At 58.9% G+C, this 26812-nt stretch carries 27 protein-coding genes, 1 tRNA gene and 1 pseudogene; 23 read left to right on the plus strand and 6 right to left on the minus strand.

Annotation, left to right across the window (positions count from 1 at the left end; translation table 11 throughout):
- The first annotated feature begins 32 nt into the window (after nucleotides 1–32).
- The 9 genes and pseudogenes from hemZ to yabQ all read left to right on the plus strand — a co-directional run.
- A complete protein-coding gene (gene hemZ / locus H8790_RS11830) occupies nucleotides 33–1526 on the plus strand; it encodes a coproporphyrinogen dehydrogenase HemZ (RefSeq protein WP_187332715.1) in 1494 nt (497 codons plus the stop codon).
- Nucleotides 1527–1540: 14 nt separating this feature from the next.
- Nucleotides 1541–2473, plus strand: a complete 933-nt coding sequence (locus H8790_RS11835) for a uridine kinase family protein (RefSeq protein ID WP_187332716.1) — start codon at nucleotides 1541–1543, stop codon at nucleotides 2471–2473.
- A 37-nt stretch (nucleotides 2474–2510) separates the two neighbouring features.
- Nucleotides 2511–2921, plus strand: a complete 411-nt coding sequence (locus tag H8790_RS11840) for a zinc ribbon domain-containing protein (RefSeq protein ID WP_187332717.1) — start codon at nucleotides 2511–2513, stop codon at nucleotides 2919–2921.
- A 99-nt stretch (nucleotides 2922–3020) separates the two neighbouring features.
- Complete coding sequence (locus H8790_RS11845; protein WP_187332718.1) at nucleotides 3021–4637, plus strand: putative polysaccharide biosynthesis protein; 1617 nt, start codon at nucleotides 3021–3023, stop codon at nucleotides 4635–4637.
- A gap of 56 nt (nucleotides 4638–4693) precedes the next feature.
- Nucleotides 4694–5497, plus strand: coding sequence for a nucleoside triphosphate pyrophosphohydrolase (mazG, locus tag H8790_RS11850; RefSeq protein ID WP_187332719.1), 804 nt, complete (start codon nucleotides 4694–4696; stop codon nucleotides 5495–5497).
- Nucleotides 5498–5572: 75 nt separating this feature from the next.
- Complete coding sequence (locus H8790_RS11855) at nucleotides 5573–5848, plus strand: HU family DNA-binding protein (RefSeq protein ID WP_187332720.1); 276 nt, start codon at nucleotides 5573–5575, stop codon at nucleotides 5846–5848.
- Between the two features lie 215 nt (nucleotides 5849–6063).
- Nucleotides 6064–6303, plus strand: coding sequence for an RNA-binding S4 domain-containing protein (locus tag H8790_RS11860; protein WP_187332721.1), 240 nt, complete (start codon nucleotides 6064–6066; stop codon nucleotides 6301–6303).
- A 62-nt stretch (nucleotides 6304–6365) separates the two neighbouring features.
- Nucleotides 6366–6638, plus strand: coding sequence for a YabP/YqfC family sporulation protein (locus tag H8790_RS11865; protein WP_187332722.1), 273 nt, complete (start codon nucleotides 6366–6368; stop codon nucleotides 6636–6638).
- Nucleotides 6639–6839: pseudogene (yabQ, locus tag H8790_RS14095) on the plus strand (spore cortex biosynthesis protein YabQ); the annotation flags it as partial.
- Here the strand turns inward: yabQ and H8790_RS11870 are convergent.
- On the minus strand, nucleotides 6840–7010 hold the full coding sequence (locus H8790_RS11870; RefSeq protein ID WP_187334326.1) for a hypothetical protein: 171 nt from the start codon (nucleotides 7008–7010) through the stop codon (nucleotides 6840–6842).
- A gap of 94 nt (nucleotides 7011–7104) precedes the next feature.
- Between H8790_RS11870 and H8790_RS11875 the strand changes: the two genes are divergently transcribed.
- The 3 genes from H8790_RS11875 to H8790_RS11885 all read left to right on the plus strand — a co-directional run bounded on the left by H8790_RS11875 (nucleotide 7105) and on the right by H8790_RS11885 (nucleotide 8882).
- A complete protein-coding gene (locus H8790_RS11875; RefSeq protein WP_243208503.1) occupies nucleotides 7105–7404 on the plus strand; it encodes an FtsB family cell division protein in 300 nt (99 codons plus the stop codon).
- Between the two features lie 64 nt (nucleotides 7405–7468).
- Nucleotides 7469–7936 (plus strand): S1 RNA-binding domain-containing protein, encoded by a 468-nt coding sequence (locus H8790_RS11880; protein WP_187332724.1) that lies wholly within the window; start codon nucleotides 7469–7471, stop codon nucleotides 7934–7936.
- 97 nt (nucleotides 7937–8033) lie between these two features.
- Nucleotides 8034–8882: a hypothetical protein gene (locus H8790_RS11885; protein ID WP_187332725.1), complete on the plus strand. Its 849-nt coding sequence runs from the start codon at nucleotides 8034–8036 to the stop codon at nucleotides 8880–8882.
- 21 nt (nucleotides 8883–8903) lie between these two features.
- Here the strand turns inward: H8790_RS11885 and H8790_RS11890 are convergent, their stop codons facing one another.
- The 5 genes from H8790_RS11890 to H8790_RS11910 all read right to left on the minus strand — a co-directional run bounded on the left by H8790_RS11890 (nucleotide 8904) and on the right by H8790_RS11910 (nucleotide 13867).
- Entirely contained in the window at nucleotides 8904–9668 is a 765-nt protein-coding gene (locus H8790_RS11890) for a 4Fe-4S binding protein (protein ID WP_187332726.1), read from the minus strand.
- A 136-nt stretch (nucleotides 9669–9804) separates the two neighbouring features.
- Nucleotides 9805–10350: a ribosome hibernation-promoting factor, HPF/YfiA family gene (hpf, locus tag H8790_RS11895; RefSeq protein ID WP_187332727.1), complete on the minus strand. Its 546-nt coding sequence runs from the start codon at nucleotides 10348–10350 to the stop codon at nucleotides 9805–9807.
- Between the two features lie 373 nt (nucleotides 10351–10723).
- Nucleotides 10724–11134: a hypothetical protein gene (locus H8790_RS11900; protein ID WP_187332728.1), complete on the minus strand. Its 411-nt coding sequence runs from the start codon at nucleotides 11132–11134 to the stop codon at nucleotides 10724–10726.
- Nucleotides 11135–11299: 165 nt separating this feature from the next.
- A complete protein-coding gene (locus tag H8790_RS11905) occupies nucleotides 11300–12637 on the minus strand; it encodes a glucose-6-phosphate isomerase (protein WP_187332729.1) in 1338 nt (445 codons plus the stop codon).
- Nucleotides 12638–12739: 102 nt separating this feature from the next.
- The gene (locus H8790_RS11910) at nucleotides 12740–13867 is read right to left on the minus strand and encodes a D-alanyl-D-alanine carboxypeptidase family protein (RefSeq protein ID WP_187332730.1); all 1128 of its coding nucleotides are present in this window, start codon (nucleotides 13865–13867) and stop codon (nucleotides 12740–12742) included.
- Nucleotides 13868–13999: 132 nt separating this feature from the next.
- Between H8790_RS11910 and H8790_RS11915 the strand changes: the two genes are divergently transcribed.
- The 11 genes from H8790_RS11915 (at nucleotide 14000) to H8790_RS11965 (ending at nucleotide 26800) form a co-directional block, all read left to right on the plus strand.
- Nucleotides 14000–14073 (plus strand) — tRNA-Gly (locus H8790_RS11915).
- Nucleotides 14074–14893: 820 nt separating this feature from the next.
- Nucleotides 14894–15556 carry a hypothetical protein gene (locus H8790_RS11920; RefSeq protein WP_187332731.1) on the plus strand — a complete coding sequence of 221 codons (663 nt, stop codon included), beginning with the start codon at nucleotides 14894–14896 and terminating at the stop codon, nucleotides 15554–15556.
- Nucleotides 15557–16141: 585 nt separating this feature from the next.
- A complete protein-coding gene (locus H8790_RS11925) occupies nucleotides 16142–16504 on the plus strand; it encodes a hypothetical protein (protein ID WP_187332732.1) in 363 nt (120 codons plus the stop codon).
- A gap of 71 nt (nucleotides 16505–16575) precedes the next feature.
- Nucleotides 16576–17160, plus strand: a complete 585-nt coding sequence (locus H8790_RS11930) for a major tail protein (RefSeq protein ID WP_187332733.1) — start codon at nucleotides 16576–16578, stop codon at nucleotides 17158–17160.
- Between the two features lie 52 nt (nucleotides 17161–17212).
- Nucleotides 17213–17602, plus strand: a complete 390-nt coding sequence (locus tag H8790_RS11935) for a hypothetical protein (protein ID WP_187332734.1) — start codon at nucleotides 17213–17215, stop codon at nucleotides 17600–17602.
- A gap of 218 nt (nucleotides 17603–17820) precedes the next feature.
- On the plus strand, nucleotides 17821–22095 hold the full coding sequence (locus H8790_RS11940; protein WP_187332735.1) for a phage tail tape measure protein: 4275 nt from the start codon (nucleotides 17821–17823) through the stop codon (nucleotides 22093–22095).
- Nucleotides 22092–22466 carry a hypothetical protein gene (locus H8790_RS11945; protein ID WP_187332736.1) on the plus strand — a complete coding sequence of 125 codons (375 nt, stop codon included), beginning with the start codon at nucleotides 22092–22094 and terminating at the stop codon, nucleotides 22464–22466. Before H8790_RS11940 ends, H8790_RS11945 begins: the two co-directional genes overlap by 4 nt.
- Complete coding sequence (locus tag H8790_RS11950; RefSeq protein WP_187332737.1) at nucleotides 22459–24588, plus strand: hypothetical protein; 2130 nt, start codon at nucleotides 22459–22461, stop codon at nucleotides 24586–24588. Before H8790_RS11945 ends, H8790_RS11950 begins: the two co-directional genes overlap by 8 nt.
- Complete coding sequence (locus tag H8790_RS11955) at nucleotides 24585–25088, plus strand: hypothetical protein (protein ID WP_187332738.1); 504 nt, start codon at nucleotides 24585–24587, stop codon at nucleotides 25086–25088. Before H8790_RS11950 ends, H8790_RS11955 begins: the two co-directional genes overlap by 4 nt.
- A gap of 2 nt (nucleotides 25089–25090) precedes the next feature.
- Complete coding sequence (locus tag H8790_RS11960; RefSeq protein WP_187332739.1) at nucleotides 25091–25972, plus strand: hypothetical protein; 882 nt, start codon at nucleotides 25091–25093, stop codon at nucleotides 25970–25972.
- A 72-nt stretch (nucleotides 25973–26044) separates the two neighbouring features.
- The gene (locus H8790_RS11965; protein ID WP_187332740.1) at nucleotides 26045–26800 is read left to right on the plus strand and encodes a hypothetical protein; all 756 of its coding nucleotides are present in this window, start codon (nucleotides 26045–26047) and stop codon (nucleotides 26798–26800) included.
- Nucleotides 26801–26812 lie beyond the last annotated feature (12 nt).

The raw sequence follows: 26812 nt of genomic DNA on the forward strand, positions 1-26812 counted from the left end.
TCCCTCCGCCCCAGCGGAAGAAAGAACCGGCTATGAAGCTACAATTTCAAGGACACGATTACCAATACGCAGTGGAGCAGAGCCTGCTGGCCCTGTTCCCACAAGAGCGCCCCCTCTATGACCCCATTGCGCCGGAGGACCGCAGCTGGGCCCAGGTCAGCCTCATTCAGGAGGGCCCTGTGTGGACGGCCCGCACCCTTCTGCGCCACGGCGAAAAGGAGGCGGAGGGCGTCTCCGGCGAGACCATTCCGGAGGACTGCGGCGTCTATGAGGCGGAGCGGGAGAAGCAGAAGATCGTCAAGCTCAGCTTCTTCCAGGCCGCCCGGGCCGTCACCGGCGTCACGCCGCCCTGGGGCGCCCTGACCGGCATCCGCCCCGGAAAGCTGGCCGCCCGCTTTTTGGAGGAGGGAAGGTCGGAACAGGAAACCGACCGGATTCTGAGGGACACCTATTTCGTCTCCCCCCAGAGGCGGCGGATGTGCATTGAGACCGCCCGGCAGGGGCTCAGCGCCGCGGCCGCCCTCTCTCCCCGGGACATCGCCCTCTATATCGGCATCCCATTTTGCCCCACCCGCTGCGCCTACTGCAGCTTTGTCAGCAACAGCGTGGAAAAATCCTTTGCCCTGGTGGAGCCGTACCTCCAGTCCCTGCTGTCGGAGGTCCGTTCGGCCGGGGAGATGGCGGCGCGGTTAGGGCTGCGGGTCCGGGCCTTTTATATGGGCGGCGGTACGCCGACCACCCTGACGGCGGAGCAGATGGACCGCCTGCTCACGGAGGTGGAGCGCTCCTTCGATCTCTCCGGCTGTCTGGAGATCACCATTGAGGCTGGACGGCCCGACACCATTTCCCCGGAAAAGCTTGGCGTGCTTAAGGCCCACGGCACCACCCGGGTCTCCGTCAATCCCCAGACCATGGAGGACCGGGTGCTGCAGGCCATCGGCCGCCGGCACAGCGCGGAGGACATCCTCCGGGCCATGGAGGACGTCCGGGCGGCCCGGTTTGACCACGTGAACATGGATCTGATCGCAGGGCTTCCCGAGGACAGCGCGGAGGGCTTTTGCCGCACGCTGAACACTGTGCTCACCCTGGGCGCCGACAACATCACCGTCCACACCCTGAGCCTCAAAAAGGGCAGCCGCATCACCCTGGAGAACCGGGCCATCCCCTCGCCGGAGGAGGTGGGGAGGATGCTGGACTACTCCATCGACCGGCTGCGCAACGCGGGGCTGGCCCCCTACTACCTCTACCGCCAGAAATACATGTCCGGCAGTTTTGAGAACACCGGCTGGTGCGTTCCCGGAGCAGAGGGGCTGTACAACATCTATATTATGGAGGAGCTCTGCTCCATCCTTTCCCTTGGGGCCGGCGGTTCCACCAAGATGGTGGACGCCCGCCGGGGCCGCATTGAGCGGGTCTTTAATCTGAAGTACCCCAAGGAGTATATCGAGCGCCCGGAGAAAATCCAGGCCAATCAGGCGGCGTTTGCCGCGTTTTACGGTGGGGCGGGGGAGTGCTCCGCCCGCTGAAAGGAGCTGTTTTTATGGCCTATTCCCTGAAAGAAATCAACGAGGCAATCCGCAGCGACCCGGCGGCCTTTGTGGCTGAATGCGACGCCGCCTATCAGAAGAAAATTGAAAGCGCCGCTAAAAAAATCGCTGATCACCGGACCGAGTCCCACATCATCCTGCTCTCCGGCCCCTCCGGCTCCGGCAAGACCACCACAGCCATGAAGATCGAGGAGGTGCTGGACAACTCCGGCGTGGAGACCCACACCATCTCCATGGACGACTACTTTTTGTCCGTGGACCCGGAGACCGCGCCCCGGAACCGGGAGGGCGGCATCGACTACGAGTCGCCCTTCTGCCTGGACATCGACCTTTTGAACCGCCATTTTGCCATGCTGGACCGGGGCGAAACCATCCATGTGCCCAAGTATGAGTTTGCCCGCCAGATCCGCAGCGCCACCATGACCCACCCGCTTCAGTTAGGCCAGGATGAGCTGGCCATCTTTGAGGGCATCCACGCCCTCAACGACGTGATAACGGGTAAGAACCCCAAAGCCTTCAAGCTCTATATCGCCGCCCGGTCCAACGTGGTGGACGAGGAGGGCGGCGTGGTCTTCCAGCACGCCTGGCTCAGGTTGGTGCGCCGCATCGTCCGGGACGCCAAGTTCCGCGGCAGCGACGCAGCCTTCACCATCAAGCTCTGGCCCAACGTCCGCCGGGGTGAGAAGCTCTATATCTCCCCCTACAAGGAAAATGCCAACCTGATGTTCGATTCCTCGCTTCCCTATGAGCTCTCGGTGCTCAAGCCGTTCGTGGTGCCCATGCTGGAGGAGCTGCCCCGGGGCAAGTACGACGTGGCGGACGACATGCTCCGCGCCTTTGACCGCATCGAGCCTCTGGACGAATCCTATGTTGCCCCCCGCTCCCTGGTCCGGGAGTTCATCGGCGGCAGCGACTACGCATATTAAGCCCGGGTTTCCGGCGCTTTTGGAAAGGAGCTATCTTATGGACGAAAAGTTACAGGAACTGCTGTATAAGGTACAGATGGCCGCCGTGGACATCGGCAACACCGCCGCCGCGCTGGCCACCTCCGCCGTCCGCGGCGCGGAGGAGCTGGTGGAGACCGGCCGGCAGAAGGCCCGCCTCATCGACCTGAAGGCGGAGGTGAACCTCCGGCTCCGGGAGATCGGGGAGTTGGTCTACGGCACCCACACCGGCGAGCCCGCCGATTCGGAGGTCCTCTTCGCCAAGCTGCGGGAGATCGACGAGCTGAAATCGGAGATCGCCCAGATCTCCGGCACCGCCGCCCAGGGGGAAGAGGGGGAAGGCGTACAGGCCGAGATCTGCTGCCCCAACTGCGGCGCCGCCGCACAGGCGGGCGATATCTACTGCCGCGGCTGCGGCGCCCGGCTGTAGGGCGCATAATCCGCCGCAGGAAAAATAGGATAGGAGCAGGAAGCGGGAGGCCGTGCGGTTTGGCCTCTTTGCGGCAAATATGAATAAGAGGTTCCTCACATGGCAAAAAAAGAAACAAAGCAGAATTTCTTAGGCGGCGCGGCCATACTGGCGGCGGCGGTGGCGGTGGTGAAGCTCATCGGCGCCATCTTCAAAATCCCGCTGACCAACATCATCGGCGCGGAGGGCATGACCCACTTCAACACCTCCTACAAAATCTACAACCTGCTGCTGACCATCTCCACCGCGGGGCTGCCGCTGGCCCTCAGCCGCCTGGTGTCCGAGGCCAACGCCCTGGGCCGGGAAAATGAGAAGCGGCGGATCTTCCATGTGGCGCTGGGGCTTTTCTTCCTGCTGGGCCTGTCCGGCTCGCTGATCATGTTTTTCGGCACGGAGCCCCTGGCGGAACTGATGAACAATTCGCTGGCCTTTTACGCCATCCGGGCGCTGAGCCCGGCGGTGTTCTGCGTGTGCCTCATGTCCGCCATGCGGGGCTATACCCAGGGGCAGGGCAACATGAAGCCTACCGCCGTCTCCCAGATCCTGGAGGCCCTGTGCAAGCTGGTGGTGGGATTGACGCTGGCCGTGGTGCTGCTGCGCCAGGGCTGCGGCGTGGAGGTGGGCGCCGCCGGAGGCATCTTCGGCGTCACCGTCGGCACCGCCGCGTCGCTGATCTTTCTTTCCCTCTACCTGCTGCGCCGCCGCAGCCATACGCCGGGCGCGGACATTGCCCCTTCCTCCGGCCGTCTTTTGAAGCGGCTGCTGGTCATCGGCATCCCCATCACCCTGGGCTCCTCCGGCATGAGCCTCATCTCCCTCATTGACCAGAGCGTGGCCATGGGGCGGCTTCAGGATGCCCTGGGCATGAGCGAAAAGGCCGCCGCGGCCCTCTATGGGCAGTATACCTTCAGCGAAAACCTCTTTAACCTGCCCTCTTCCTTTGTCTATCCCGTCACCATGAGCCTGATCCCCGCTGTGGCCGCCGCGCTGGCCCAACAGGACCACAGCCGGGTCAGCAAGCTGGTAAGTTCCTCCTTCCGCCTGATCGCCACCCTGGTGATCCCCGCAGGCGTGGGCCTCTCCGTGCTGGCCGGGCCCATATTGCTGATGCTCTACCCCTCCCAGCACGCGGACGCCGTGGCCGCCACCTATCATCTTCAGCTTTTAGGCGTGGCCTGCATCTTTGTGTGCCTGATGGTGCTGACCAACGCCATTTTGCAGTCCCACGGCCGGGAGAGGATTCCCATCTTCACCATCATCGCCGGCGGGCTGGTGAAAATCTCCATGAACTATGTTCTCATCGGCAACCCAGACATCAACATCAAAGGTGCTCCCATCTCCACGCTGTGCTGCTATGTGGTCATCGCCGGGCTGAACCTCTTTTTCGTCTACCGGACGCTGGAGGAAAAGCCAAGCTACTGGGGCCTTTTCTTCAAGCCCGCCCTGGCCTCGGTCATCATGGGCCTGGGCGCACGGATCAGCTACCTATTCTGCAACGGCGCCCTGAGCAGCCGGATGGGCGAATATGCCGGCAACGCCCTGGCCACCCTGGCTGGTGTGGGCGTGGGCGTGGCGGTCTACGTGATCCTGATCCCGCTGCTGGGAATTCTCACCGCCGACGACCTGAAGAATCTCCGGGGCGGTGACAAGATTTCCAGGATTTTGCATTTAAAATGATTTTTGACACGTTTGGATAGGAATTTGCGGAAATTGCTTGCAATAGGGAGGCCTTTATGATAGATTTTGAATATCGGAAAACTTACGGTTACAAGGATTTGCTCGATATTCTGCGGATTCTCCGCGCCCCGGGGGGCTGCCCCTGGGACCGGGAGCAGACCCACGAGTCCCTGAAACGGAACTTTCTGGAGGAAACATACGAGGCTGTGGACGCCATCGACAGCGGCGACCCCCACGCGCTCTGCGAGGAGTTGGGGGATGTGCTGATGCAGGTGGTGCTCCACGCCCAGATTGAGCAGGAGCAGGGCGGCTTCACCATGGACGACGTGGTGGACGGCGTGTGCAAAAAGCTGGTCTACCGGCACCCCCACGTATTCGGTGAGGGTGTACAGGCGGAGGACAGCGAAGCCGTGCTGGTCAACTGGGAGGCCCTGAAGCGGGCTGAGAAGGGACAAGCCTCCACCGCCGATGCCATGGACTCCGTGGCCCACGCGCTACCCGCCCTGTGGCGGGCGGAAAAGATTCAGTCCAAGGCCGCAAAAGCCGGTTTTGAATGGCCCACTGACGCCGGTGCGGCGGACAAGCTGTGGGAGGAGGCGCAGGAGCTGCGCCGCGCCCAGGAGGAGTCTCTGGCCCCCGACGGGCCTCACGGCGCAAGGGAAGAAGCCGGCGATCTGCTGTTTGCCGCGGTCAACCTGGTGCGCAGGGCCGGAGTGGACCCGGAGGAGGCGCTGCACGGCGCCTGCGAAAAGTTTTCCCGGCGGTTCCGGGCGATGGAGTCCCAGGCGGGCCGCCCTCTGGACCAGATGAGCAACGAAGACCTGTCCGCGCTGTGGCAGCGGGCCAAAGAACAGTCTTAACACGGGATACCCGTTTTAGGAAATTTAGAGAGAGATCACGTTATGTGCAAATAAACTTTTACAGGAGGAATCCCAATGAACAAAGCAGAACTCATCAGTGCTGTCGCTGAAAAGGCTGAACTGTCCAAAAAGGACACCGAGGCCGTCATCTCCGCTATGCTGGACACCATTGCCGCTTCTTTAAAGGACGGTGACAAGGTACAGCTGGTTGGCTTTGGTTCTTTTGAGGTGAAGAAGAGAGCCGAGCGCATCGGCCGCAACCCCAAGACCAAGGAATCCATCAAGATTCCCGCCTCCCAGGTTCCTGTTTTCAAGGCCGGCAAGGCCCTGAAGGACACGGTGGCCAAGTAAGGAAGCGCTCTGAACTGCCGGTGTGGAATTGCACCGGCAGTTTTTCTGTCCCGGCTTCGCCGGGAGGGATAGAAGGGCGGAGCCTCTTCTGTCCGGCATTCTGCCCGTGGCCCCGGGCGCGCCCTATGCGGCGCAGCGGGCTGTGCATCGCCGGAGCGGCGGGCCGGTACCCGTCAGGATGGCCGGGTGAATTTTTCGATTTGTGAGGGATTATCATGCGACTGGATAAATACCTGAAGGTTTCCCGCCTGATCAAGCGGCGCACCGTGGCCAACGAGGCCTGCGACAATGGGCTTGTGAGCGTCAACGGCAAGCCCCAGCGGGCCTCTTACGATGTAAAGGTGGGGGATCAGATCTCCCTGCGCTTCGGCGTGCGCACCGTCAGCGTGGAGGTGGTCAGCGTGGCCGACAGCGTCAAAAGCGCCGACGCAGCCGCCATGTACCGAGAACTCTGATTGCGCATATTTGTCCGCCTCCTCCCATATGATGGAACAGGAAAAAAAGGAGGCGGTTTTTTATGCCATACGACTCTGCCATGCCCCATCACCTGGAGCTGCGGGGCCGGGAAAGCCTGGTGGTCTCCGGTGTGGAGGATGTGGAGCGGTTTGACGAGACCGGCATCGTTATGGAGACCTCGGCCGGGACGCTGGTTATTACCGGCGACGGCCTCCACATCGGGCAGCTGTCGCTGGACGGCGGGGAGCTTCACGTGGACGGCCGGATCGATTCCCTTTCCTATGAGGAGGAGGGCCGCGGCGGGGGCGGCTTTTTCCGCCGGCTGTTCGGATAAATGGAAATCACCATCACCGGCCAGCTGCAGCTGTTCCTTGTGTCCATCGGGCTGGGGCTGTCCATCGGGCTGCTGTATGACCTGTTCCGGGCGGTCCGGCTCCGTTTTCCCCGGACCACCCGCCCCCTGGACGCCCTGATGTGCCTCCTGGCGGCGGTGGCCGTATTCCTCTTCTGCCTCTCCTCCGGCGGGGAGCTGCGGCTATACCTGCTCTTGGGCATTTCCGGCGGGGCGGTGCTTTACTTCTGCCTTCTGTCCGAACTTCTGCGGCCCATCTGGTCGTTTTGGGTGGACAATATGGTGGATTTGGTCAAATTGACCGCCATTCCTTTGCATATTGCCAAAACTTTCTTCAAAAAAATGCTCCGTCATGGAAAAAATCTCTTTCATTTTGTGTTAAAATGGGATACAATATGGAATTACAAATGGACGTTGCTCTGGGTGCGACGAAAGGGAGGCGGGCGCGTTGGCCGCAAGGGGAAAGAAACAGAAAAAGGCAGGCGCGGGAATTCTCACCAAGCTGGTGATCCTGGTGCTGCTGCTGGCCGTGGGCTTCCAGCTCTACCGCCTCCAGGGGCAGATTACGGAAGCGGAGACAAACCGGGCACAGCTGGCCGCTCAGGTGGCGGCAAAGCAGCAGGAGAACGCCGCTCTGGCAAAAGACATCGAGAACGGAAACGACCCCGAGACGCTGGAAGAGATCGCCCGCAATGAGCTGGGAATGGTCAACCCAGGGGAGAAGGTCTTTTACGACGTGAGCAACTGACCGGCCTTTTGTGTGTGGGCCGGCGCGTACCGAAGAGATTTGGAAGGGAGAAAATACGTAGTATATGGAGCCTGAGGTTGGGAGCATTCTGGAAGGCAAAGTCACCACCATCACAAAGTTTGGCGCATTCGTGGCACTGGAGGGCGGCAAGTCCGGCCTGATACATATTTCGGAAATTGCAAACTCCTTTGTCAACGACGTTCACGACTTCCTGCAGGAGGGGCAGAGCGTCAAGGTCAAGGTGCTGTCCACGGAGAATGGGAAAATCAATCTCTCCATCAAGCGGCTGCAGCCTCCCGCACCCCGTCCCGCCGCCGGGATCCGTCCGGCTGCGACACGGAGCGCGGCGCCCCGGCCGGTACACAGCGGCCCCAGGCCGGAGGGCCGGCCGTTTCAGCAGCCTCTGGCCCCTACCGCAGACTCCTCCTTTGAGGACAAGCTGAAACAGTTTATGTCCGCCTCGGAGGGCAAACTCTCCGACCTCAACCGCAACATGGACGGCAAGCGGGGCGGCGGACGGCGCAAGCGGTAAAATAAAACGGCGGACCAATTGGTCCGCCGTTTTTCTTGCATTTTGCCGGTTCATGTGATAGGCTCTTTTTCACATCCAAGTGAGAGGAGGCAGGGGCATGTTTCCAACCCTTCCCCTGTCCCGGCCGGTGGGCAGGGACTGTTTCTTTGACGGAGCATGCTTTCGTTTCCTCTGCATCGATGAGGAGCCCGGCGGCCCCGTGTTGTGGTTTGCCGCCCATTATCCCATCCCGCCCCAGTGGACGAGGCCCTGCGCCACCTACCGGCAGCAGGTGGTTTTGGAGCAGGAGATCGCCAGGCAGCTGAACCTGGAGGCCCTGCCCCGCCTTTTGGTGGCGGGGGACACCCGGTTCTCCCTGCGCACGATGTGCAGCAGCTACACCGATCCCCGGGCGGGTGATCCCGCGGCCGCCGCCTTTGGGGAACAGCTGGCCGCCGGCCTTTTGCCGCAGCAATGGCGCTGTGACGAACTGCTGCTGCTCCGCCTGGGGCTGCGGGGGAACGGTCCGCTGCCGGAGGGACCGATCACCTTCTTTTTCCGGCCCATACGGCGCACCGCCCTAATTGAGCGGCCTTTCTCCCTGGAACTGAATCCTCCCTCCGCCATCGTGCTCTTCCCCCTAAGGGGCCGTTCCTGCGCCCTGGAGGTGGTCCAGGCGGAGTTGGCGGAGCTTCCGTGGGAAGGGGAAGCCTCTTCCCGGCGGAGGCTGCTGCTGAGCTGCCGCATCCATGCCGACTGTGAGCTGCGGCCCCAAGTCTATTTGAAGCAGGATCTGGATGGGCCCCAGGCCCCTGAATCCTCCGGCGCGGGCTTCATTTACCCCGTGAAACGGAAGTCCATCTCTGTAGAGGCAGGCGACATTACCCTGCCCATCGATGGCCCGCTGGAGCTGGAGCTGTTCTCCGTCAGCTGGGAAGAGCCGCCCCAGCCGCCTTTGATTCTCTAAACCCCATTTGAGCATGGACATCTACAGATAAAGTGCACAGCCCTTTCTGACGGAGCACTCCTTCCTGAGCTTCAGGGCTGCCGCCGAGGCAAGCAACTTGTTCACGCTGCGGCTGTCGTTGGGGCAGATGGACACACAGCGCATACAGGAGATGCACCGCTTTTCATCGGTTGACGCCGGGCTCTCCTCGGGGATTGCGCCCACGGGGCACTTTTCGGCGCACAGCCCGCAGCCTGTACAGCCCTTGCCCGCCTTCGGCTTGATGGGAACCCCGCCAAACTCCCGGTAAGGCCTGTTCCCTGGAAGGCTCAGCTCCCTGGACCGGTCTCCGGCCTCCAGTTTGCAATGGACCTCCTCTGCAAACCCAGTCAGCACTTTCCGGTCTTCTTCATCCGGGCGGCCAGCGGCAAACTCGCGTAGGATGGAATGCTCCGCAATGGCGGCAATCCCCGCCGCACACCAAAACCCGGCTTCTGTCAGGGTGTCCTGCAGCTCTATCAAGGTGTCCTCAAAGGCGCGGTTGCCATAGACGGCAATCAGCACCGCCGCCGCGCCGCCGCCCGTCATCTGCTTCAGCCGGCTGAGCGCGCTCTCCGGTGCCCTTCCGCCGTAGGAGGGAACCGCCACGATGCACACGTCCTCCTGTGTAAAGCGAAACGAGCCGAAGTCCAATTGCCTGTCCGTCAAATCCACCAGGGTGGCTTCTTGGGCAAGTGGCCCCGTAACCAGGTCGGAAACCCGGCCCACGCCCCCCGTGGGGCTGAATGTAAGCTGATATGTACCCACTTTGACTCCTCCTTCTTTTTGTGCAGGTTTTGATCCCAGCGGCTGCGGGAGTATACGGAAAAAGAGACGGCGCCCGTGGCGCCGTCTCTTTTTGATCCATCTAAATAGGGCGGAGCGCTATCTCTTCAGGACGGGTTCAGTCCGCGTCGTTGGTCTCGATCAGGCCATAGCCGCCGCTCTTGCGCTGATATACAATGGAGATCGCGCCGTCCTCCGCATTGCGGAATACAAAGAAGTCGTGATCCAGCAGGTTCATCTGCAAAATGGCTTCCTCGGCGCTCATGGGCTTGACGGAGAAGCGCTTGGTCCGGACGATATCGAACTCCTTCTCCTCCGCCACATCAAAGGCGTCCGCAACGGCCGCCTCCGGGAACGCGCCCTCCCGCAGGCGTTTTTCCAGGCGGGTCTTGTTCTTGCGGATCTGGCGGTTGATATAGCTCTGGGCCTCGTCAATGGCGGCACGCATGTCGCCGTCGGGGGCCTCCGTCTGGGCACGGAACAGTGTATTGCCTCCGCGGATGGTGATCTCTACCACGCAGCGGTGGTCCTTCTCAACAGAGAAGGTGATGTGGGCATCCGCCTCCTCCTTAAAATAGCGGTCCAGCTTGGAGAATTTCTTGGTAGCGTACTCCTTGATCGAGTCGTTCAGCGTGACTTTCTTGCATGCAAATGTGAACTTCATAGTACCGCTCCTTTCGTTCCTTAGGAGAACTCTCCTGGTCTAAGCAGTATAACACGTTTGTCCGCTTTTGAAAAGGGACTAAGGCGTTTTGTAACAGTTTGTTTTCCTTTTCCTTCCAAATAAGGCCATATCGGCCGCCCCCGTGGAAAGCCGCCCTATGCACTCGACAGGTTTCGGCAAAAGCAGTGCTTTTTCCACAAAGGTTCCTATGGACAAACCGGGTGGGACGGGTTTAAGATAATCAAGGAAGCTTTCCAATATCCCACCCGCTTGGGCCGCGCAGCCGCGTGCTGTGCGGCTCCTTTTTATGCCTGTCCCCGGTCGCTGGGTAAAAAGAGCGGGGAGGAACACTCCTCCCCGCATAAATCCGTCTTTACAGATACTTCAGCATCCCGTCGGTGGCGGTGCTGGCGTCGGCGCTGATGGTACAGGTGAACTTCATGTTGTTCTTCTCGCCGAACTGGTCCAGCCAGGCCAGGAACTGCTCCGTCTCATGGCCGCAGTCGTCGCCCACGATCTTGCACAAATTGTCGATAAAGACATGGGAGATATCGTAATTTCCGGCATACAAGCCGCTGATAAACCCACGGAACACCTCATAGGAGTCGATCTTATACTCCACCGCGTCGATCAGCCGGATGTGATAATGGATGTCATAGGTCATGATGGTGCCCGCTTCGATGCAGACCACGTTGCCCGGCTCGTCCTTTGCCGCCGCATTGACCAGCTCGATCAGCTGCTTCGTTTTGCCTGAGCCCTTCACGCCCATAATAAGTCTGACCATAGTAAATCACTCCTGTTCATCAATTGCTGGGTATTTATTGTGGACTAAGCATAGCATAAACCCGCGTAAAAAACAACGCAGAAATCGGATTTAATTATTTGTTCATATTGTGCATTGACGGCAAATCCTTCCATATTCTGTTGTGCCAAGCCTTCACTGGTGTTGTTACTGGTTTTCCAGCCTGGCCTTCAGCTGGCCGGCCAGCTCCTCATACCCAGGTTTGCCCAAAAGTGCAAACATATTCTTCTTATAGGATTCCACCCCCGGCTGGTCAAAGGGATTGACCCCCAAAAGATACCCGGACAGGCCGCAGGCATATTCAAAGAAGTAGATCAGCTGTCCCAGGCTGCGGGGAGATTTGTCCTCCGTCTCCACAATGAGGTTGGGCACGCCGCCCTCGCTGTGGGCCAGCAGCGTCCCTTCCATGGCCCGGTCCCGGATAAAGTCCATGTCCCGGCCGGCCAGGAAGTTGAGCCCGTCGCCGTCGGATTCGTCACGGGGGACGGCCATCGGATGCCCGGAGGGCCCCATGCGGACCACCGTCTCAAAGAGGATGCGCTCCCCCTGCTGGATGTACTGGCCCATGGAGTGCAGGTCCGCGGTAAACTCCACGCTGGCGGGGAAGATGCCCTTGCCCTCCTTGCCCTCGCTCTCGCCGTAGAGCTGCTTCCACCACTCGGCCATAAAGCGGAAGGAAGGATCAAAGGAGCCCAGGATCTCCACCTTTTTTCCGGTGTGGTAGAGCTGGAACCGGGCGGCGGCATAGCGCCAGGCTGGGCAGTCGCTGCCGCCCCGGCGGCACACCTCCATCATCTCCGCAGCGCCGGCCATCAGCCCGGAAATGTCCACGCCGCACACAGCGATGGGCAGCAGGCCCACCGCGGTCAGCACGCTGTAGCGGCCGCCCACCTCGTCCGGCACCACAAAGGTCTCCCACCCCTGCCGGTCGGCCAGGGACTTCAGGGCACCCCGGGCTTTGTCCGTGGTGGCGTAAATCCTCCGGTCCGCACCGGCGGCGCCGTACTTTTCCACCAGACGCTCCCGGAAAAAGCGGAAGGCCACCGCGGGCTCCGTGGTGGTGCCGGACTTGGAGATCACGTTGACGGAGAAGTCCTGGCCGCCGATGAGCTCCATCACCTCGTAAAGTGCATCGCCGGAAAGGCCGTTGCCCACGAAATACACGTTGGGCGTGTCCTTCTTTTTCAGATTGTAGTTGGGGGAGCACAAACACTCGATCACGCCCCGGGCTCCCAGGTAGGACCCGCCGATGCCGATGACCACCAGCGCCTTTGAATCGGACTGTATTTTCTTTGCCGCAGCGCGGATGCGGTCAAATTCCTCCCGGTCATAGTCCCGGGGCAGGTTCACCCAGCCGGTGAATTCGCCGCCTTTGCCGCTTCCGCTCTGGAGCCACTGGTCGGCAATTTTCAGCCGGGGCGCCAAAGCCTCCTCGTATGGCATGGGGATGAAGGACTTCATTTGAAATAGACGCACGTTCAGCATGGCAGCTACCCCTTTCAGTTTTGTTGAGGAAAGTATAGCATCTTTCCAAAGCATCAACAAGAGAAAAAGCAGGGGAATCCCCTGCTTTTCCCGCGAATCTTGTCACCGGCTCACAAAAGGCAGGCGCAGCAGCTCCAGCAGCATGCCGCCCCAGCTCATCCGCTCCACCGCTTCGCCGGCCACCAAAGGCACCGTTGCCACTGTCTCCCCCTCGGAGGTGACGGTCAGTTCACCCAGGCTCTGGCCCTGCTCCACCGGGGCCTCCACCTGATCCAGAAGCTGCACGGTCTTTTCCAGCCCGGCCGCCTGCTCCTTGGGCAGCAGCAGCGCGCTGGACCCGGAGAGCACCGGCTGCACCGCGCTCTGGCGGCCCAGCGTGACCGGCACTGTGGGCAGCACTTCATCCAGCGTCACGTGGACCAGCGTATAGGCGCCGAAGCCATAATTCAGCATGGCCTTGGCGTCTTCAAAGCGTTGGGCGGAGGTTGGGGCCTTCATGATGGTGGCGATCAGCTCCATGCCCTCCCGCTCCGCCGTGGCACTGAGGCAGTAGAGGGCGGAATCGGTGGAGCCGGTCTTGAGGCCCGTGGCACCGTCATAAAACCGCACCAGCTTATTGGTATTCACCAGGGAGGAAGTGCCGTCCCGCAGGGTATCCATCCAGATGGTGGTGAACTGGCGGATATCCGGGTGGTTCAAAATCAGCTCGCGGGACATCAGGGCGATGTCCCAGGCGGAGGTGACATGGCCCGCCGCGGGCAGTCCGGTGGCATTTTTAAATGTGGTGTCGTTCATTCCCAGCTCCTGGGCCCGCTGGTTCATTTTCTCCACAAAGGCCTCCTCGCTGCCGCATAAGTGCTCGCCCAGGGCCACGGCGCAGTCGTTGGCCGACACCACGCACACCGCCTTGAGCATATCCCGGACGCTCAGCTGCTCGTTCTCCTTCAGCCAAATCTGGGAACCGCCCATGGAACAGGCGTGGGCGCTGCCGGTGACCATGTCGTCATAGCTGAGACGGCCGGAGTCGATGGCCTCCATCACCAGCAGCAGCGTCATCACCTTGGTCACGCTGGCGGGCTCCAGCTTGGCGTGCTCATCCTTTGCATAGAGAACCGTACCCGTCTCCTTTTCCATCAGCACAGCGGACGGGGCGGACAGGTTCAGCTCTGTAGCGTGGGCTGCCGTGGTCATCAGCAGCGCCGCGCAGACAAAAGCCATGATTCGTTTCATTGGACATCCCTCCTGTTTCTTTGGTACAGGATATGAGGGAAGTCCTCTGATTAGACTTCGGCCTGCAATCTGGCGGGACGACATTTTTCAAGTTGCAATCTGAAATAGGATCTGTTATAATACCTTTGTCCTGCGGGCGTAGTTCATCGGTAGAACGGCAGCTTCCCAAGCTGCATAGGTGGGTTCGACTCCCATCGTCCGCTCCAAAATGACCAGTCTTTGGACTGGTCATTTCCTTTGGGCTCCTTTGGCGGCTCCACCCAAGGGGATTTGACATCCTCGGTCGGCAAAGCCTCCCTGCGGGAACTCGGCTGCGCCGGGATTCACGCTGCACTCGCGGCGCGCGCCAGAAGGCGTGTGTGAGTCCTCGTCCCCCATCTTTACCGCAAAAACACGCTGGAGTTCAAACCGGGCTCACCTCACAACGATCAGAACGCAGGTTGTCAAAAGACAACCTGCGTTCTGATTTTAATAAATTGAAAACGTTATGAACCTATTACATTGTTTCGTGCACTATTTTCTGATTGCTACGCCTTCTATGAAGTAAATTTTTAGGAGGCGTACGGATGAGTAGAGAAGCAACAGGCGAAAACGGCGCAGTTTTAGGCAACAGCGAATATTGGAATCGTGAGCCGATCCACCTTTTTCGGTGGACAGCTGCGGCGGTCGTCGGAGACAAACTACCACGACGCTTTGCGGGAAATCGGTGGTCGAGCGGGGGATGCAGTGGAGGAAATCTACGATGATCTGCAAAACCACAAAAAACAGCTCCCTTCGATCGACTCGGGTCGGAGAAATCAGCTTGCATAGCAGGTGCGGGGGCTGTATGATGTGTGCAGGATGGCTGGCTCCTTCTGCTCTCACAGCAGCGACTGTATTTCGATGCTGAATCTCTCCGGCAACAATTGGTACGGCGATTGGCGGTATCGCGGGCGGACTGGTGCTGGGTGTAGCTGGTTCCTATGCCGGCTCGTCTTTGGGCGAATGGATTGTTGACATTACGGAAATTGAGGAGTGAAAACGACCGTGAAGGAAAAGAAAATCGCGGCATATAGTCCTGCTCCGGGGGAGTTTTTGTTGATTCCCGGCAGTTTCCGCCAAGAGGAGTCTATTCCACATATGTTAAGCTATTATGGATTCTCTTCTTTTTTTACAGAGGCAAAAATACCAGATGGGGGAACGGAGCAGAATCGTTTTTACAGAGTTGTCCGCCGTACAATTCAATCTGTGTTTGACCGCTGTGCCTTTACAGTGACGGTTCACGATTTCACACGAGGCGCAGTCCATGCATGGAACAATCAACTTTTGCAATTACAGATGCTTGCATCTGTGCAAGGCGGAAAGATAACGAAAGACCATACGCTAAATTGCAATATCTATCGTTTTATTTTCAAAGAGTTTTGCTGTGAATTCTTTGAAAAAATTAGCAAGGTTGTAGATGTAGACTGTCGCTATGAGAGTATTTACGTTACCTATTTAGGGATGGAATTAAACGCTTGTGATGCCAGCGACAGAAAGAAAGAGGGAATGCGTCCCTCCATTCTGTTCTGGATTGATGAAGAACATCCGGTTTTGAGCGTTCAGATGGATTTCGCATATCCGTTGGAAAAACTAACGAATGCCCTTGACAAAGCCTGCCAATGGGAAGGGTGGAAGCTAATCGTCCGAAGCACTGTGGAAAATATCTAAAGTGTTTGGGCGTACCAAAAGGAAAAGGCAACTGCGGCGGTTGATTGGACATGCAGGACAACCCCGGCGGTTTTCTTGCATACATTCTTCTCCTCCAAAATCCGAAACTGAAAATATCTATATTACCCGTGTGAGACAGTTTGCCGCAAGCGACAAAGCGCTTGCGGCAAATTTTTCTTTTTTATAGCAACCCACCCATTCTCTGCAAATGAAGCCTGCCGCGCTGGGCCTTGATCATCAGAGGCCGCCACTAAAAATAGTCCGTTTTTCACATTTAAGCATAGCCGGACACCAATGCTGATACAAAACGTATCTTGATTGGTGTCCGGTTTCTTTTTGTAAAATCCCTCTTTGCAAGAACTGTTATACCAATATTTAATATACCGTTTTCATTCACAAAGTCGAACCATTTCTTTGGATCTGGCAGCCGCAGGGGTCCAGTCCACAGGCGGCGGGAGGGGCATAGCAATATTTTTAAAATAGTTGCACAAACACATGCACTTCTCCCCGGCACGCGTCCAGTATCAGAGGCCTCAAATCCACCGCAGCGGTGATATATTGACCACGGAATAAGAGGAACGTTTCATGACAATCGGCGGAAAAATTCTCGCGGCATTGGAGCCGCTGGGCTATCCTGTGGTGCCAGACCGATACACCGGCAGCGAATCCACATATCTGACCTTCAACTACAGCGCAAACGGCGGACTGTTTGCGGACGACCGGCCCCTTTTTGATCTCTATTTGATCCAGGTGCATCTGTTCGCACCCTTTGGCTGGGACGGCGGCCTTCTGCGCAAGCAAATCAAGCAGCGCCTGTTTGCAGAGGGATTCACGTGGCCTGCGGAAACGGATGTCGGCAACGAGGACTTCTCTGCGGCCTCCCAGGGGCAGCATATCGTGTTTGCCTGTCAAATGGAGGAGTCCACAGAGGAGGAACCGGCCCAATAGAAACCCCTTTCCAACCCGGATGGTGTCTTTGGCAATTCCTAAAACCAAAAATTTCTAACGGAGGTAATTCAATGAGCAAGGTAAAAATGGGCGCAAAGTATCCCAGATTCGCACCGATCAAGAGCGAGGCGGCCAATGCGCTGCCCACCTATGACACGGTCAAGGTGACCATCGGTGAGCTCATCGCCGCCAACATGACGGTGAACCTGGCCAGCGGCGAGCTGTATTCCGACGATGCCCTGAACATCAAGGTATCCGAGTTTTCCAGCGCCACAGTCGCCATGGAAATCGACGGCCTGGAGGATGACGTGGCAAAGGCCCTGTACGGCGCCACGGTGGAGTCCGACGGAGCCCTGGTGACCTACAATGTGGGCGACGTCGCTCCCAATGGAGGCCTGGCCTACTATGTGCAGATGCGCGATAAGGCCGGAAAAGCCTATTTCAAGGGCTACTACTTCCCCAAGGTCCAGGCGGCCATGGGCACCGACAACGCCGCCACCAAGGGAAGTTCCGTCAGCTTCCAGACCGCAAACACCACCTTTACGGTGATGAAGGCGGAAAACGGGGACTGGATGCAGACTGAGCTCCACGATACCGAGGCAGCAGCCAAGGCGTGGGTGGACTCCGTGCTGACCTCCACCGCCCCCGACGTGTAATCCATTCTGGGAGAGGGCAGGCGCCCTCTCCCAATCCATCTGAGGTGAAGGTATGAAAGCAATCAAACTCACGCTGGGCGGGCAAGACTACTATCTCGCGTTCAATGGGGCGGCCATGTTCGCCTTTGAAGACGCGTTCGGCGGCAGCGCCGCCTATCTGGAAAAGGCCGCCGCCATGGGACGGGAGGCCTTTGAGGCAATTTGCGAGGCTGTTGCGATTCTGGCGGAGCAGGGCGAGCTGGCCCGACGCGCCATGGGCTATGACCAGGGCCCCATCCCCGACCGGGAGCTGTTGATGGCCTGCACAATGCCGTCGGACATGATCCGTCTGCGGCAGGCCGTGCTCAACGCCATTGTGACCGGATACGGACGCCAGGTGGAGAGCCAGGAGGACGTGGATCTTGGCCTTGTGGAGTTGGAGCAAAAAAAAACGAAAAGCTGACCCCGGCGCAGTACCTGCGCATGGGGTCAGCTTTGGGGTATAGTGCCCGGGAGACTATGGGGATGCCTCCAGGTTTGCTTTTTGACCTGTGGGAGCTGCTGGTGCGGGAACGGTCAAGTGACTGACCGGCCCTAAGCCCTGTTGAAGCGGAGCTGCGCCGATCAGGCCCTGATGGTTCCTGTTTTTATCATTTATATCTATATAAAGGGGTGAAGCGAATGGCAGCCAAAGTGATTTCACTTGCCATTGAGGGCGAGCGGGAATATCTGCAGTCCATTTCCCAAATCAACAGCGCTCTGGACGCGCTGAAAGCCCAGCTTGCTCAGGTGGAGGATCAAGTCCTCAGCAGCGCCGACAGCATAGAGGCCCTGTCTGCAAAAAACGACCTTTTACTGAGCATCCAGACGGAGCTGCAAAAGAAGTTGGAGGCAAGCCGGAAGGCCCTGGAGCGTGCCCAGGCGGCCCAGCAGAAATACATGGACAGCGCCTCGGCGCTGGGCGCAGAGGTCGCCTCCGCCGAAAAGCGCCTTGACGGGCTCAAAACCAGCACCACCGGCCTTTCAGCGGAGCAGTCGTTGCTGAATGAAGCGCTGAGACGCTACCGCGAGGCGCAAGCCGATGCCCAGGCGTATCAGGATGCCGCCCAAAAAGGCGTGGAGCGCTGGCAGGACACGGTCAGCGGCGCCCAGAAGGACTTAGAGCGGCTGAATGTCCAGTTGGCGGACAACGCAACGCGCTTGGAGGAGGCGAAAAAATCCGCCGACAAGCATGCAACAGCCACGAGTCAATACGCAAAACAATCCAAGGAAGCCGCCCGTGAAGCGGATGCCTCCGCAGACGCCATCGGCACACTGGCGTCCGCCCTCAAGGACGCCGGCATCCCCGAGGGCCTGGAACAGATCAAAGCGGCGCTTCAAGCCTGCGTGGATGCCTCTGTCTCCTTTGAAAGCGCCATGGCCGACGTATCCGGCTCGGTGGGAGGCACAGACGCACAACTGAAGGACCTCTCGGACGGCATCAAGCAAATGTCCACCGAAATGCCGGCCTCGGCTGAGGAAATTGCAGCGCTTGCCCAAACTGCCGGACAGTTGGGCATTGCCGCGGAGGATGTGCTGGACTTTTCCCGGGTGATGCTGGGTTTGGGGGAATGCACCGACATGAGTGCGGAGGAAGCCACCTCCGCCTTCGCAAAGCTCTCTGCCATGACCGGCACTTCGGCGGCGGACTATGAGCGCCTGGGCTCCGTCATTGTGGAGCTGGACAACCACTTTGCCGCCACAGGACAGGAAATCATCCAGCTTGCCGCAGAGTTTGCCGCCGCCGGCGTACAGGCGGGACTTACAGAGCCGGAGATCATGGCCCTGGCCGCCGCCATGGCCAGCGTGGCTGCCGAGTCGGGAACAGGAGGGGCCGCTCTGAACGAAGCCCTAACCGCCATGGAATCCGCGGTTTCCTCCGGCGGCGCCGCTTTGGAAACCTTCGCCCGGGTCTCGGGGCTCTCTGCAGCCGAGTTTTCAGCGGCCTTTCAGGACAACGCCGTCACGGCCATCCAGGCCTTTTTCTCCGGGCTGGGAGAACTGGAGAAACAGGGTCAAAGTGCCGCAACGGTGCTGGAGGAGCTGGGGCTTTCCTCCGCCGATCAGGCAGGCCTGCTTACCTCCCTGGCCACGTCGTCGGACAACCTCAGCAGCGCGCTGGCCCTCTCCGGCCAGGCCTGGAAAGAGAACACAGCTTTAAGCGATGAGGCCGGCATACACTATGAGACCACCGAGGGCAAGCTTGCAATGTGCGAAAACGCCCTCACCAATGTCAAGGCAGCCATAGGAGACGTCCTGGCTCCGGCGCTCCAGGACGCCGCAAGCTTTGGAACCGAAGCCTTCTCCTGGGCGGCGGACTTCATCGAGCAGAATCCCTGGCTGATAGAAGCGCTGACCGGCGTGGCCGCCGCGGTGGGCACCCTTGTGACCGGCGTCACCGCACTTGGGGCAGTAAACACCGTGCTCTCCGCCATCGGTTCGTCCCTATCGGTCCTGGCGGGGACGGCCATGCCCATCGTAGGCATCGTATCCGCGTTTGTTGGGCTGGCCGCCGCCATCGGAACCGCGGCGGCATCAGCCTCAAGCGCGGTACCGTCCGTCCAAGAGCTGACAACCGCCGCTCAGGCCTCAGCCGATGCCATGGCCGGAGCAAAGGACCGCTACAGCGACACCCTGGCCGCCACGGAGGCGGCCGCCAACGTGGCGGACACGTATATAGATAAATTGGAATCCATGAAGGCCGCCGGGCTCCAGACGGACGAGCAGGCCAAGGAATACCACGACACCCTGGCCACGCTGTGCCAGGTGGTGCCGGAGCTGGCCTCCTCCATCGACCTGGAGACCGATTCCATCAAGGGCGGGACGGAGGCCCTGCGGGACAACGTAGATGCCTGGAAAGCCAACGCCGAGCAGCAGGCCTATCAGGACTACTACAACTCCCTCTATGCAAATTACTCCGCCGTTCTGATCGAAGCGGAAAAAAACAGCATCAAGCTTAGCGAAGCCCAGGCTGCGGCCGATGTGGCTGCCGCTGGGATGGATTCCTCCTATGAAAAGCTTCTGGCCACCCTGGGGATGACCGACGAGCAGTTCAGAAGCACGTACAACACGGTGGAGGACATCCCTTATCGGTCCGTTTCAGAGGATGTGGCGAACCTGCGCGGCCAGTACCTCTCCTTTAAGGGACAGCTGGAGGACAGTAATGCATCTGTGGTCAGCTTTCAGTCCGCCATCGAGGAAAATGAAGAAGCCGTCGCCGATGCGGAGGCAGAACTGGAGCTGGCTGAACAGGCGCTGGCCAACCTATCCGGAACTGCGGAAAGCGGCGGAGATCAGATACAGTCGCTAACCGCGGCCCAGGACACGCTGACCGCGGCCCTTCAGGAGCAGGAGGACCAGGGCCAGCTCAGCGCGGCAACCACGCAGAAGCTGATTGACGCCGGGTATGAGTCTGCGCTTGTCATAGACCAGGAGACAGGCGCAGTTCATTTGAACAAGGAAGCGTTCATCCAGGCCGCAAGGGCTAAGATCGATGAACGGATTGAAACCCTGCAGACAAAAAAGGCCAGCGTGGAGGCAAGGATCGCGCTGATAGAGGAAGCGCGGGCGGCAAACGACGCTGCCATCGCCCACTACAATAAGGCGAAGGCCGTCCGAAACAGCAAGCGAGAATCCAGGGACGGCCTTGAAGCTTCCGTTTCCGCCTATGACAAAGAGATAGCAGCCCTGCAGCAGTCCAAGAAGAATCTTGACAGCTATGCCACCGCTTCTTCTGGAGCCGCCAAAACCTCCGCATCCACCTCCAAAAAAATCCAGACCCAGGCGGAGAAGGACTTGGCCAAATTCAAAGAGCTGCGCTCCACCCTGGATCACGCTCTTGCCATGGGCGAGATCACGGAGGAGGAGTACTATAAGGCTCTCGAGGGCTACCGGGACCAGTACCTGACCGATAGAGGCAACCTCTCTGAGTATCGGAAAATCAACGAGGAACTCTACAAGTATGATCAGAAGCTGGCGGAGGATGAAAAGAAGCTCTGGGCGGAACAGACGGGCGCCCTGGTCAGCGAGTTGGAAAGCCGCTTTGACGCCATCATGGACAAGCAGAGTGATATGGCGAAAAAGCTGGCCGGGTACGGCGACCTGTTTACCGTCGAGGGCGATAAAATGTCCCTCGAGAGCATCCAGCGCCAGACCGACGCCATCCGGGACTACGGCGATACCCTACGGCAGCTGAAGGACAGCGGCGTTACAGGCGATCTTCTTGGCGAGATTACCCGCATGGATGTGGACGACGCCACGCAGTACGGCAACTTGCTGCTGGGCATGTCGGAGGACGACCTGGCGGCCTATATTGAAGCCTGGGACGAGAAGCAAACTGAGGCAAAACGGATTGCGGAGGAGTTCTACAGCGACGAACTGAAGACCCTGGAAACAGAGTTCAAGGATAAACTGGACGGCGCGCTCGACCCCGCACTCTTATCAGCCTTTGCAAACGGCCAGGAAATCGACCAGGCAATTATCGACGGGCTGAGCGACAAGGAGGCGGAGATTTATGAAAAGGTCTCCGGCAATGCAAGAGAGATGGAACGCATCCTTTCCTCCGCCGCCTTCAGCGCGGATATCGTGGACGGCTCCCACGCGGCAGGGCTGCCCTATGTGCCCTTTGACGGCTATCTTGCTCAGCTGCATCAGGGTGAGCGGGTGCTGACAAAAGAAGCGGCCCAAGCCTACATCACCCGCTCCATGCCTAAAAATTTCAGCATTCCCGCGTCGAACCATCAGCAGGACGTGAGTTCCCTGCTTACCCAGGCGGTGAACGCCATTTCTATGAACCAAGGAACTGTGGCCAGCGGAGACTTGATTGTTGAGATCCCGGTGGATGGAGAAAAGTTCTACCGGGCCACCATCAGGGATTTCCGCAGGGTCAGCCGAGCCAATCCGGAGGTGCGCGCATGACACAGCTTATTTTGAACGGGCTCTATCTGCCGGAAACCAGCAAGGACAAATATCAATGCCACCCCAGCGAACTGTCCGTCTCCCTGGACATGATCTCCGGGCGGCGGATCAAGGAGATCAGAGGCTGCGTTCAGGTGATCACCTATTCCTACGACTATCTGGGAAACGACCTGTGCCGCCAGGTTCTCTTGGTGCTGCGGTCCGGCAAGCCCTTCCCCGTGACCTATCTGCCGGATGACTCCGACACCATGCAGACCGGCACGTTCCTGCTGGAAAGCCTGACGCCGCCCACCTTTGCTTTCTCCAAAGGCGGAACGGGGCTCTGGCACAATCTGTCCTTTACCCTGCGGGAGGTGAGGCCCCATGATTGAGTCGTCGGCGGGATACCAAAGCGCAATCGTGGCGGACGCGCGGCGCATCCTCATCGAGGCAGTCGTAGACATTATAGACCCGGATATCTCCTATGGGGACGCATTGAGCGACAGCCGGGCGGCGTTCGCCTCGGGCGACCAGCTGCACGACAAGGTCTTCACTCTGGCGCCCTACGCGACGCCGGAAAAAAACCGTTGGCTCCTGGACGGCTCCTTTGCCGTACTGCCGGACAGCAACGACGCGATTACTGGCCAGGCAGGCTTTGTTGGCGGAACCCTTTCCGGCGCGGACGGCACCTTTGATACACCGACATGGGTGGAGATGCGCTTTTCCAACGTCTCCATCCTCCAGGCCTGCTCCGTATACTTCCCCTCAGCGGGCCACGACGGCGTGCCGGTGGACTTCACCGTGGAAGTCAGGCAGGGCGGTACGGCCTATTACAGCAAAGCCTTCACGGGGAACCGGGAAGACCACGTCTCCTTAGACGGCTTTACTGTCCACAACCCGGACGCCATCCGCGTCACCGTGACCAGGTGGTCCCTCCCATACCGCAGGATGCGCCTCGCGGAGATCCTCCCCGGCGTCTACGAGCGCTGGGACGAGGACATCATCGCGGAGCTGAACATCCAGCACCAGGGGAATTTCGCCTGTCTGGCGCTGCCCTACGGCACCTGCACGCTGAAGATGGACAACCTGGACCGCCGCTTTGAGCCCCGCAGCAAAAATGGCCTCTTCCAGTCCATTGAGGAGCGGCAGGGCGTGGATGTGAAGCTTGGGGTCCGCCTTGCGGACGGGACGGACGAGTACCGGCGGGTGGGGGTTTTCTATCAATACTCAGGCGGCTGGAAGACCGGCGACAACGGACTGACCATGCAGTGGTATCTGGTGGACATCATCGGGCTCCTGGCGGACCGGGACTATCTGGTCCCCGCCGCACTGCCGACGACGCTGGAGGGGTGGATCGCGTCCCTGACGGCCCAGCTTGGCAAAAACTTTGAGAAATTGTATTCGGTGGACCCCGACTATGCCGACTTGCCCGTCACCGCCAACAGCGCGGACGATGTCACGGGGAAAACCTGCGGAGACATCCTGCGCTTTGCCTGCATGGCCGCACTCACATGGCCCCGGGCGGACGCAGAGACCGGGAAGCTGACCGTGGAACCTTTCTGGAACCAGGGAAACCGCCTGGACCTGGACAACCTTTCAAGTTATCCGGTCATGCGGGCCAACGACGATCTGGCGGCCATCACGTTCAAGCTATACGACGAGGCCAAAACGGAGTATGTGGTCTCCGGCAACTCCACCGCCTCCAGCGCCACGGTCAGCGTGGACAACCCCTTCCTCCACACGAAGGAGGACGCATTGTCTGCCGCCAGGCTAATCCTCTCCTCCTATGGCGGAAACCAGCTGGAGACCACGGGAAGAGGGGACATGTCCTCTGAAATCGGCGATGTGGACACGGTATGGCTCAACGAGTCCTCCGCCACCACGGCGCGCAGGATGCACCAGTCCTTTGATTTTACCGGAGGCGTGCTGCAGGGCTGCCGCAGCGTCCTTTTGCAGGCGGACGGCTCTTTCCTCTTTCAGAGCCGGGCGGTCCTCACCGAGGGCGGGTCCTGGACCGCGCCTGCCGGCGTTTCCAAGCTGCGCCTGATCCTGGTGGGCAGGGGCGGCGACGGCACGGACGGTACGGACGGAACCTGGGGCATGGCCGGCGAGGACGGCGTGGAAGGCGCCGGCGGCAAGGTTTGGGCCGGGACGGTGGACATCAACCCGGAACAGACCTTCTCCGTTTCCATCGGGCGCGACGCCGTCTTTGGCCAGTACTCCAGCGCAAATGGGCAGCTCTTCCCCCTGGGCTACACGGACGTGGCCTCCGGCGACTCCTTTGCCCGTTCCGGAGTCAAGGTGCCCCTTCCCGGCACCGGGGACGGCGGGGCAAAGGGTGTTGGCGGTGTCAAGGGCAACCGCCACTATGAGACTGTCAGCGGCACGGACAAGGACGGGAACCACTGGACCACCACCTATGAGGTGGTGGACAACTATCCAGGCAAGGGCACTAAGGGCGTTGGCGGCGCCGACGGCTGCGTGGTGATCTACTGGGACAAGGAGGATGCATGAGCACGATAGACAGCCTGGTTACCGACCGGGCGCAGGAGGATGTAGACCGGGCGGTATACTTAAACGGCCTGTGGGTTTATGACGAGGCCGCCGGAGCCCTGAACTGGTCCGGCACATCCGCCGAGCTGGCGGAGTGGGCAAATGGCTCCAAGGGCGCTTACAACGCGGAGGATCTAAACCGGGTGGGCGCCGCCGTGGAGTATGTGGCGGGTCGCTTTGCCGCCTATGGATACGCGGTCAGCGTAAGCCCGAAACAGGACTGGGCTATGGGGGACATCCCACGGGAGGCCGACATGGTGAAGTACCTGGCTGAGGTGGAGCAGCTACGGAGTCTGATATCCGTGATGCCCACTACGCCGGAGACGCCGGGGGACATGGCGAACCTCTGGTGGTGGGAAGCCAACGACATTGAGCAGATTTTAAAGGACCTGGATTTTCTGCTGGGCAATATGGCCGCCGCGTGGACGTACAGCGGCGAGATTGATGCAGGGGAGTGTTGAATATGAAAGACCGTGTGCCTCTTCACCCTGGACGGGTAAAGCTGACTCCGGTATCCGGGCAGGCCAACACCTATGACATGGTGCGGGCGGATCAGCCCACCCAGGAGGGCACGCCGCTGGGAAAGGCGGCGCTGTTTAACTCCAACGCGGAGCAGGCGGTATTTGGAGAAGCCGCAGGAGATCACACGCCGGCGGAGGCGTTTGCCGCATTGCCGAACAGGATTGAGCCGATCGGAACCATAAAGACTACGGTGAGGACTGATCTGGGAGACAAGTGGCTTCTTTGCAATGGGGAAACGGTAAATCAGATGGAATATCCAGAGCTTTATAACATGCTCCCTGAGACACCTTTAAGCTTAGATGCTCATGACTTTATGAATCCTGAGCTTCAAAGCACTGTTGGGAGCAGACAGTACCTGATGTCGCGGCGATTGCGCAAGGTAATTCGCGTTGGAGACTACTATATAGCGTGTTTTGGAAATGCCCCATCTTATTCAGAGAAGGACGGGTGTATTTTATATTCCCAAGGCATCAATGGCCCCTGGTCGCTGGCTACTGGCACCAATCCATCTGATTACACATGGGAAGATATTGCTTTTTACAATGGGACTATTGCGGCCTGTGGCTACAACGCCAATAACCAGCTTTATATAGTTTACACAACTGACATTACTGGTACGTGGACAACAAAAAGGATCGGTACTGGATATGACCAGGGCCATTGTATTACCTACGGAGGAGGATATTGGGTCATTGGTGCCGGAGAAGGCGGCGGTTCGTATTCCAACACTTCCTCATTATGGTATGCAAGCGATTTAACCGGGACGTGGAAAGAAAAAAGCCTCCGAACCAGCAATACTGGGCCAATTAAAAGCATTGTGTAAGAAAATGGAGTATTCGTAATAGAGGACGGGTCGTATGCCGATGCAATTTGGGTTGGAAGCTCACCTACAACCATGGCATATACGTCGGTGAAATATTCTGATGCAAGTGATCCGAGTCATTTCTTTGGGGTTACGTATACCAACGGAATGTGGATTTTGTATGGATTCAAAGGAACGATAAACTCTTCTTCCAGAAGTAGAAAGCCATGTATATGGGTTTGTCGAGACGCAATGCCATCAAGTGATTCAATATGGGATGCTCATTTTATTTCCTCCAACCTTGGTTATATTTCTGATATAGCTTATGGCGGAGGATATTGGGCTGCCGTGGCCACACAAGACGGATCCCCAAGCGCTTATCATCTTTATATAACGCAAAACTTGAGTTCAGGTTGGATTGATGTCCCCGATTATGAAGAAATTGCATCGGTCGACTATATAGATACCACATGGATAACTGGCAGCAAAAATGGAATTTATTATACCTCGTCAGCAGGAAAGCTACCCGCAGTGAGTGGTGAATATGGATTTACCTACATCAAAGCAAAGGAGGGCTTTTCGACACCGGCAGTAACTCCGGCGATAGCGTTAACCCTGACTGTAACTCTCTATGTTATGCCATCGTTTAATGGGCTAACTGTTACTTGCCCGGATGGGACAACCCTGCATGCCGACAGCGACAAGGTGGATCAGACCGTTACCTTTACCTTCACAGTCAACCAGTACGGAACCTACACCGCAGAGGCCGGCAACGGCAAAGAGGGCAACAGTACAGGCTCCACGACCTTTAACGAAGGAGGAGCCACAACACAGAGCATTAGCCTGTAAAAAGGAGGGTTA

Origin of the sequence: Oscillibacter hominis (genome assembly GCF_014334055.1) — a bacterium.
Classification (GTDB): Bacteria; Bacillota; Clostridia; order Oscillospirales; family Oscillospiraceae; genus Oscillibacter; species Oscillibacter hominis.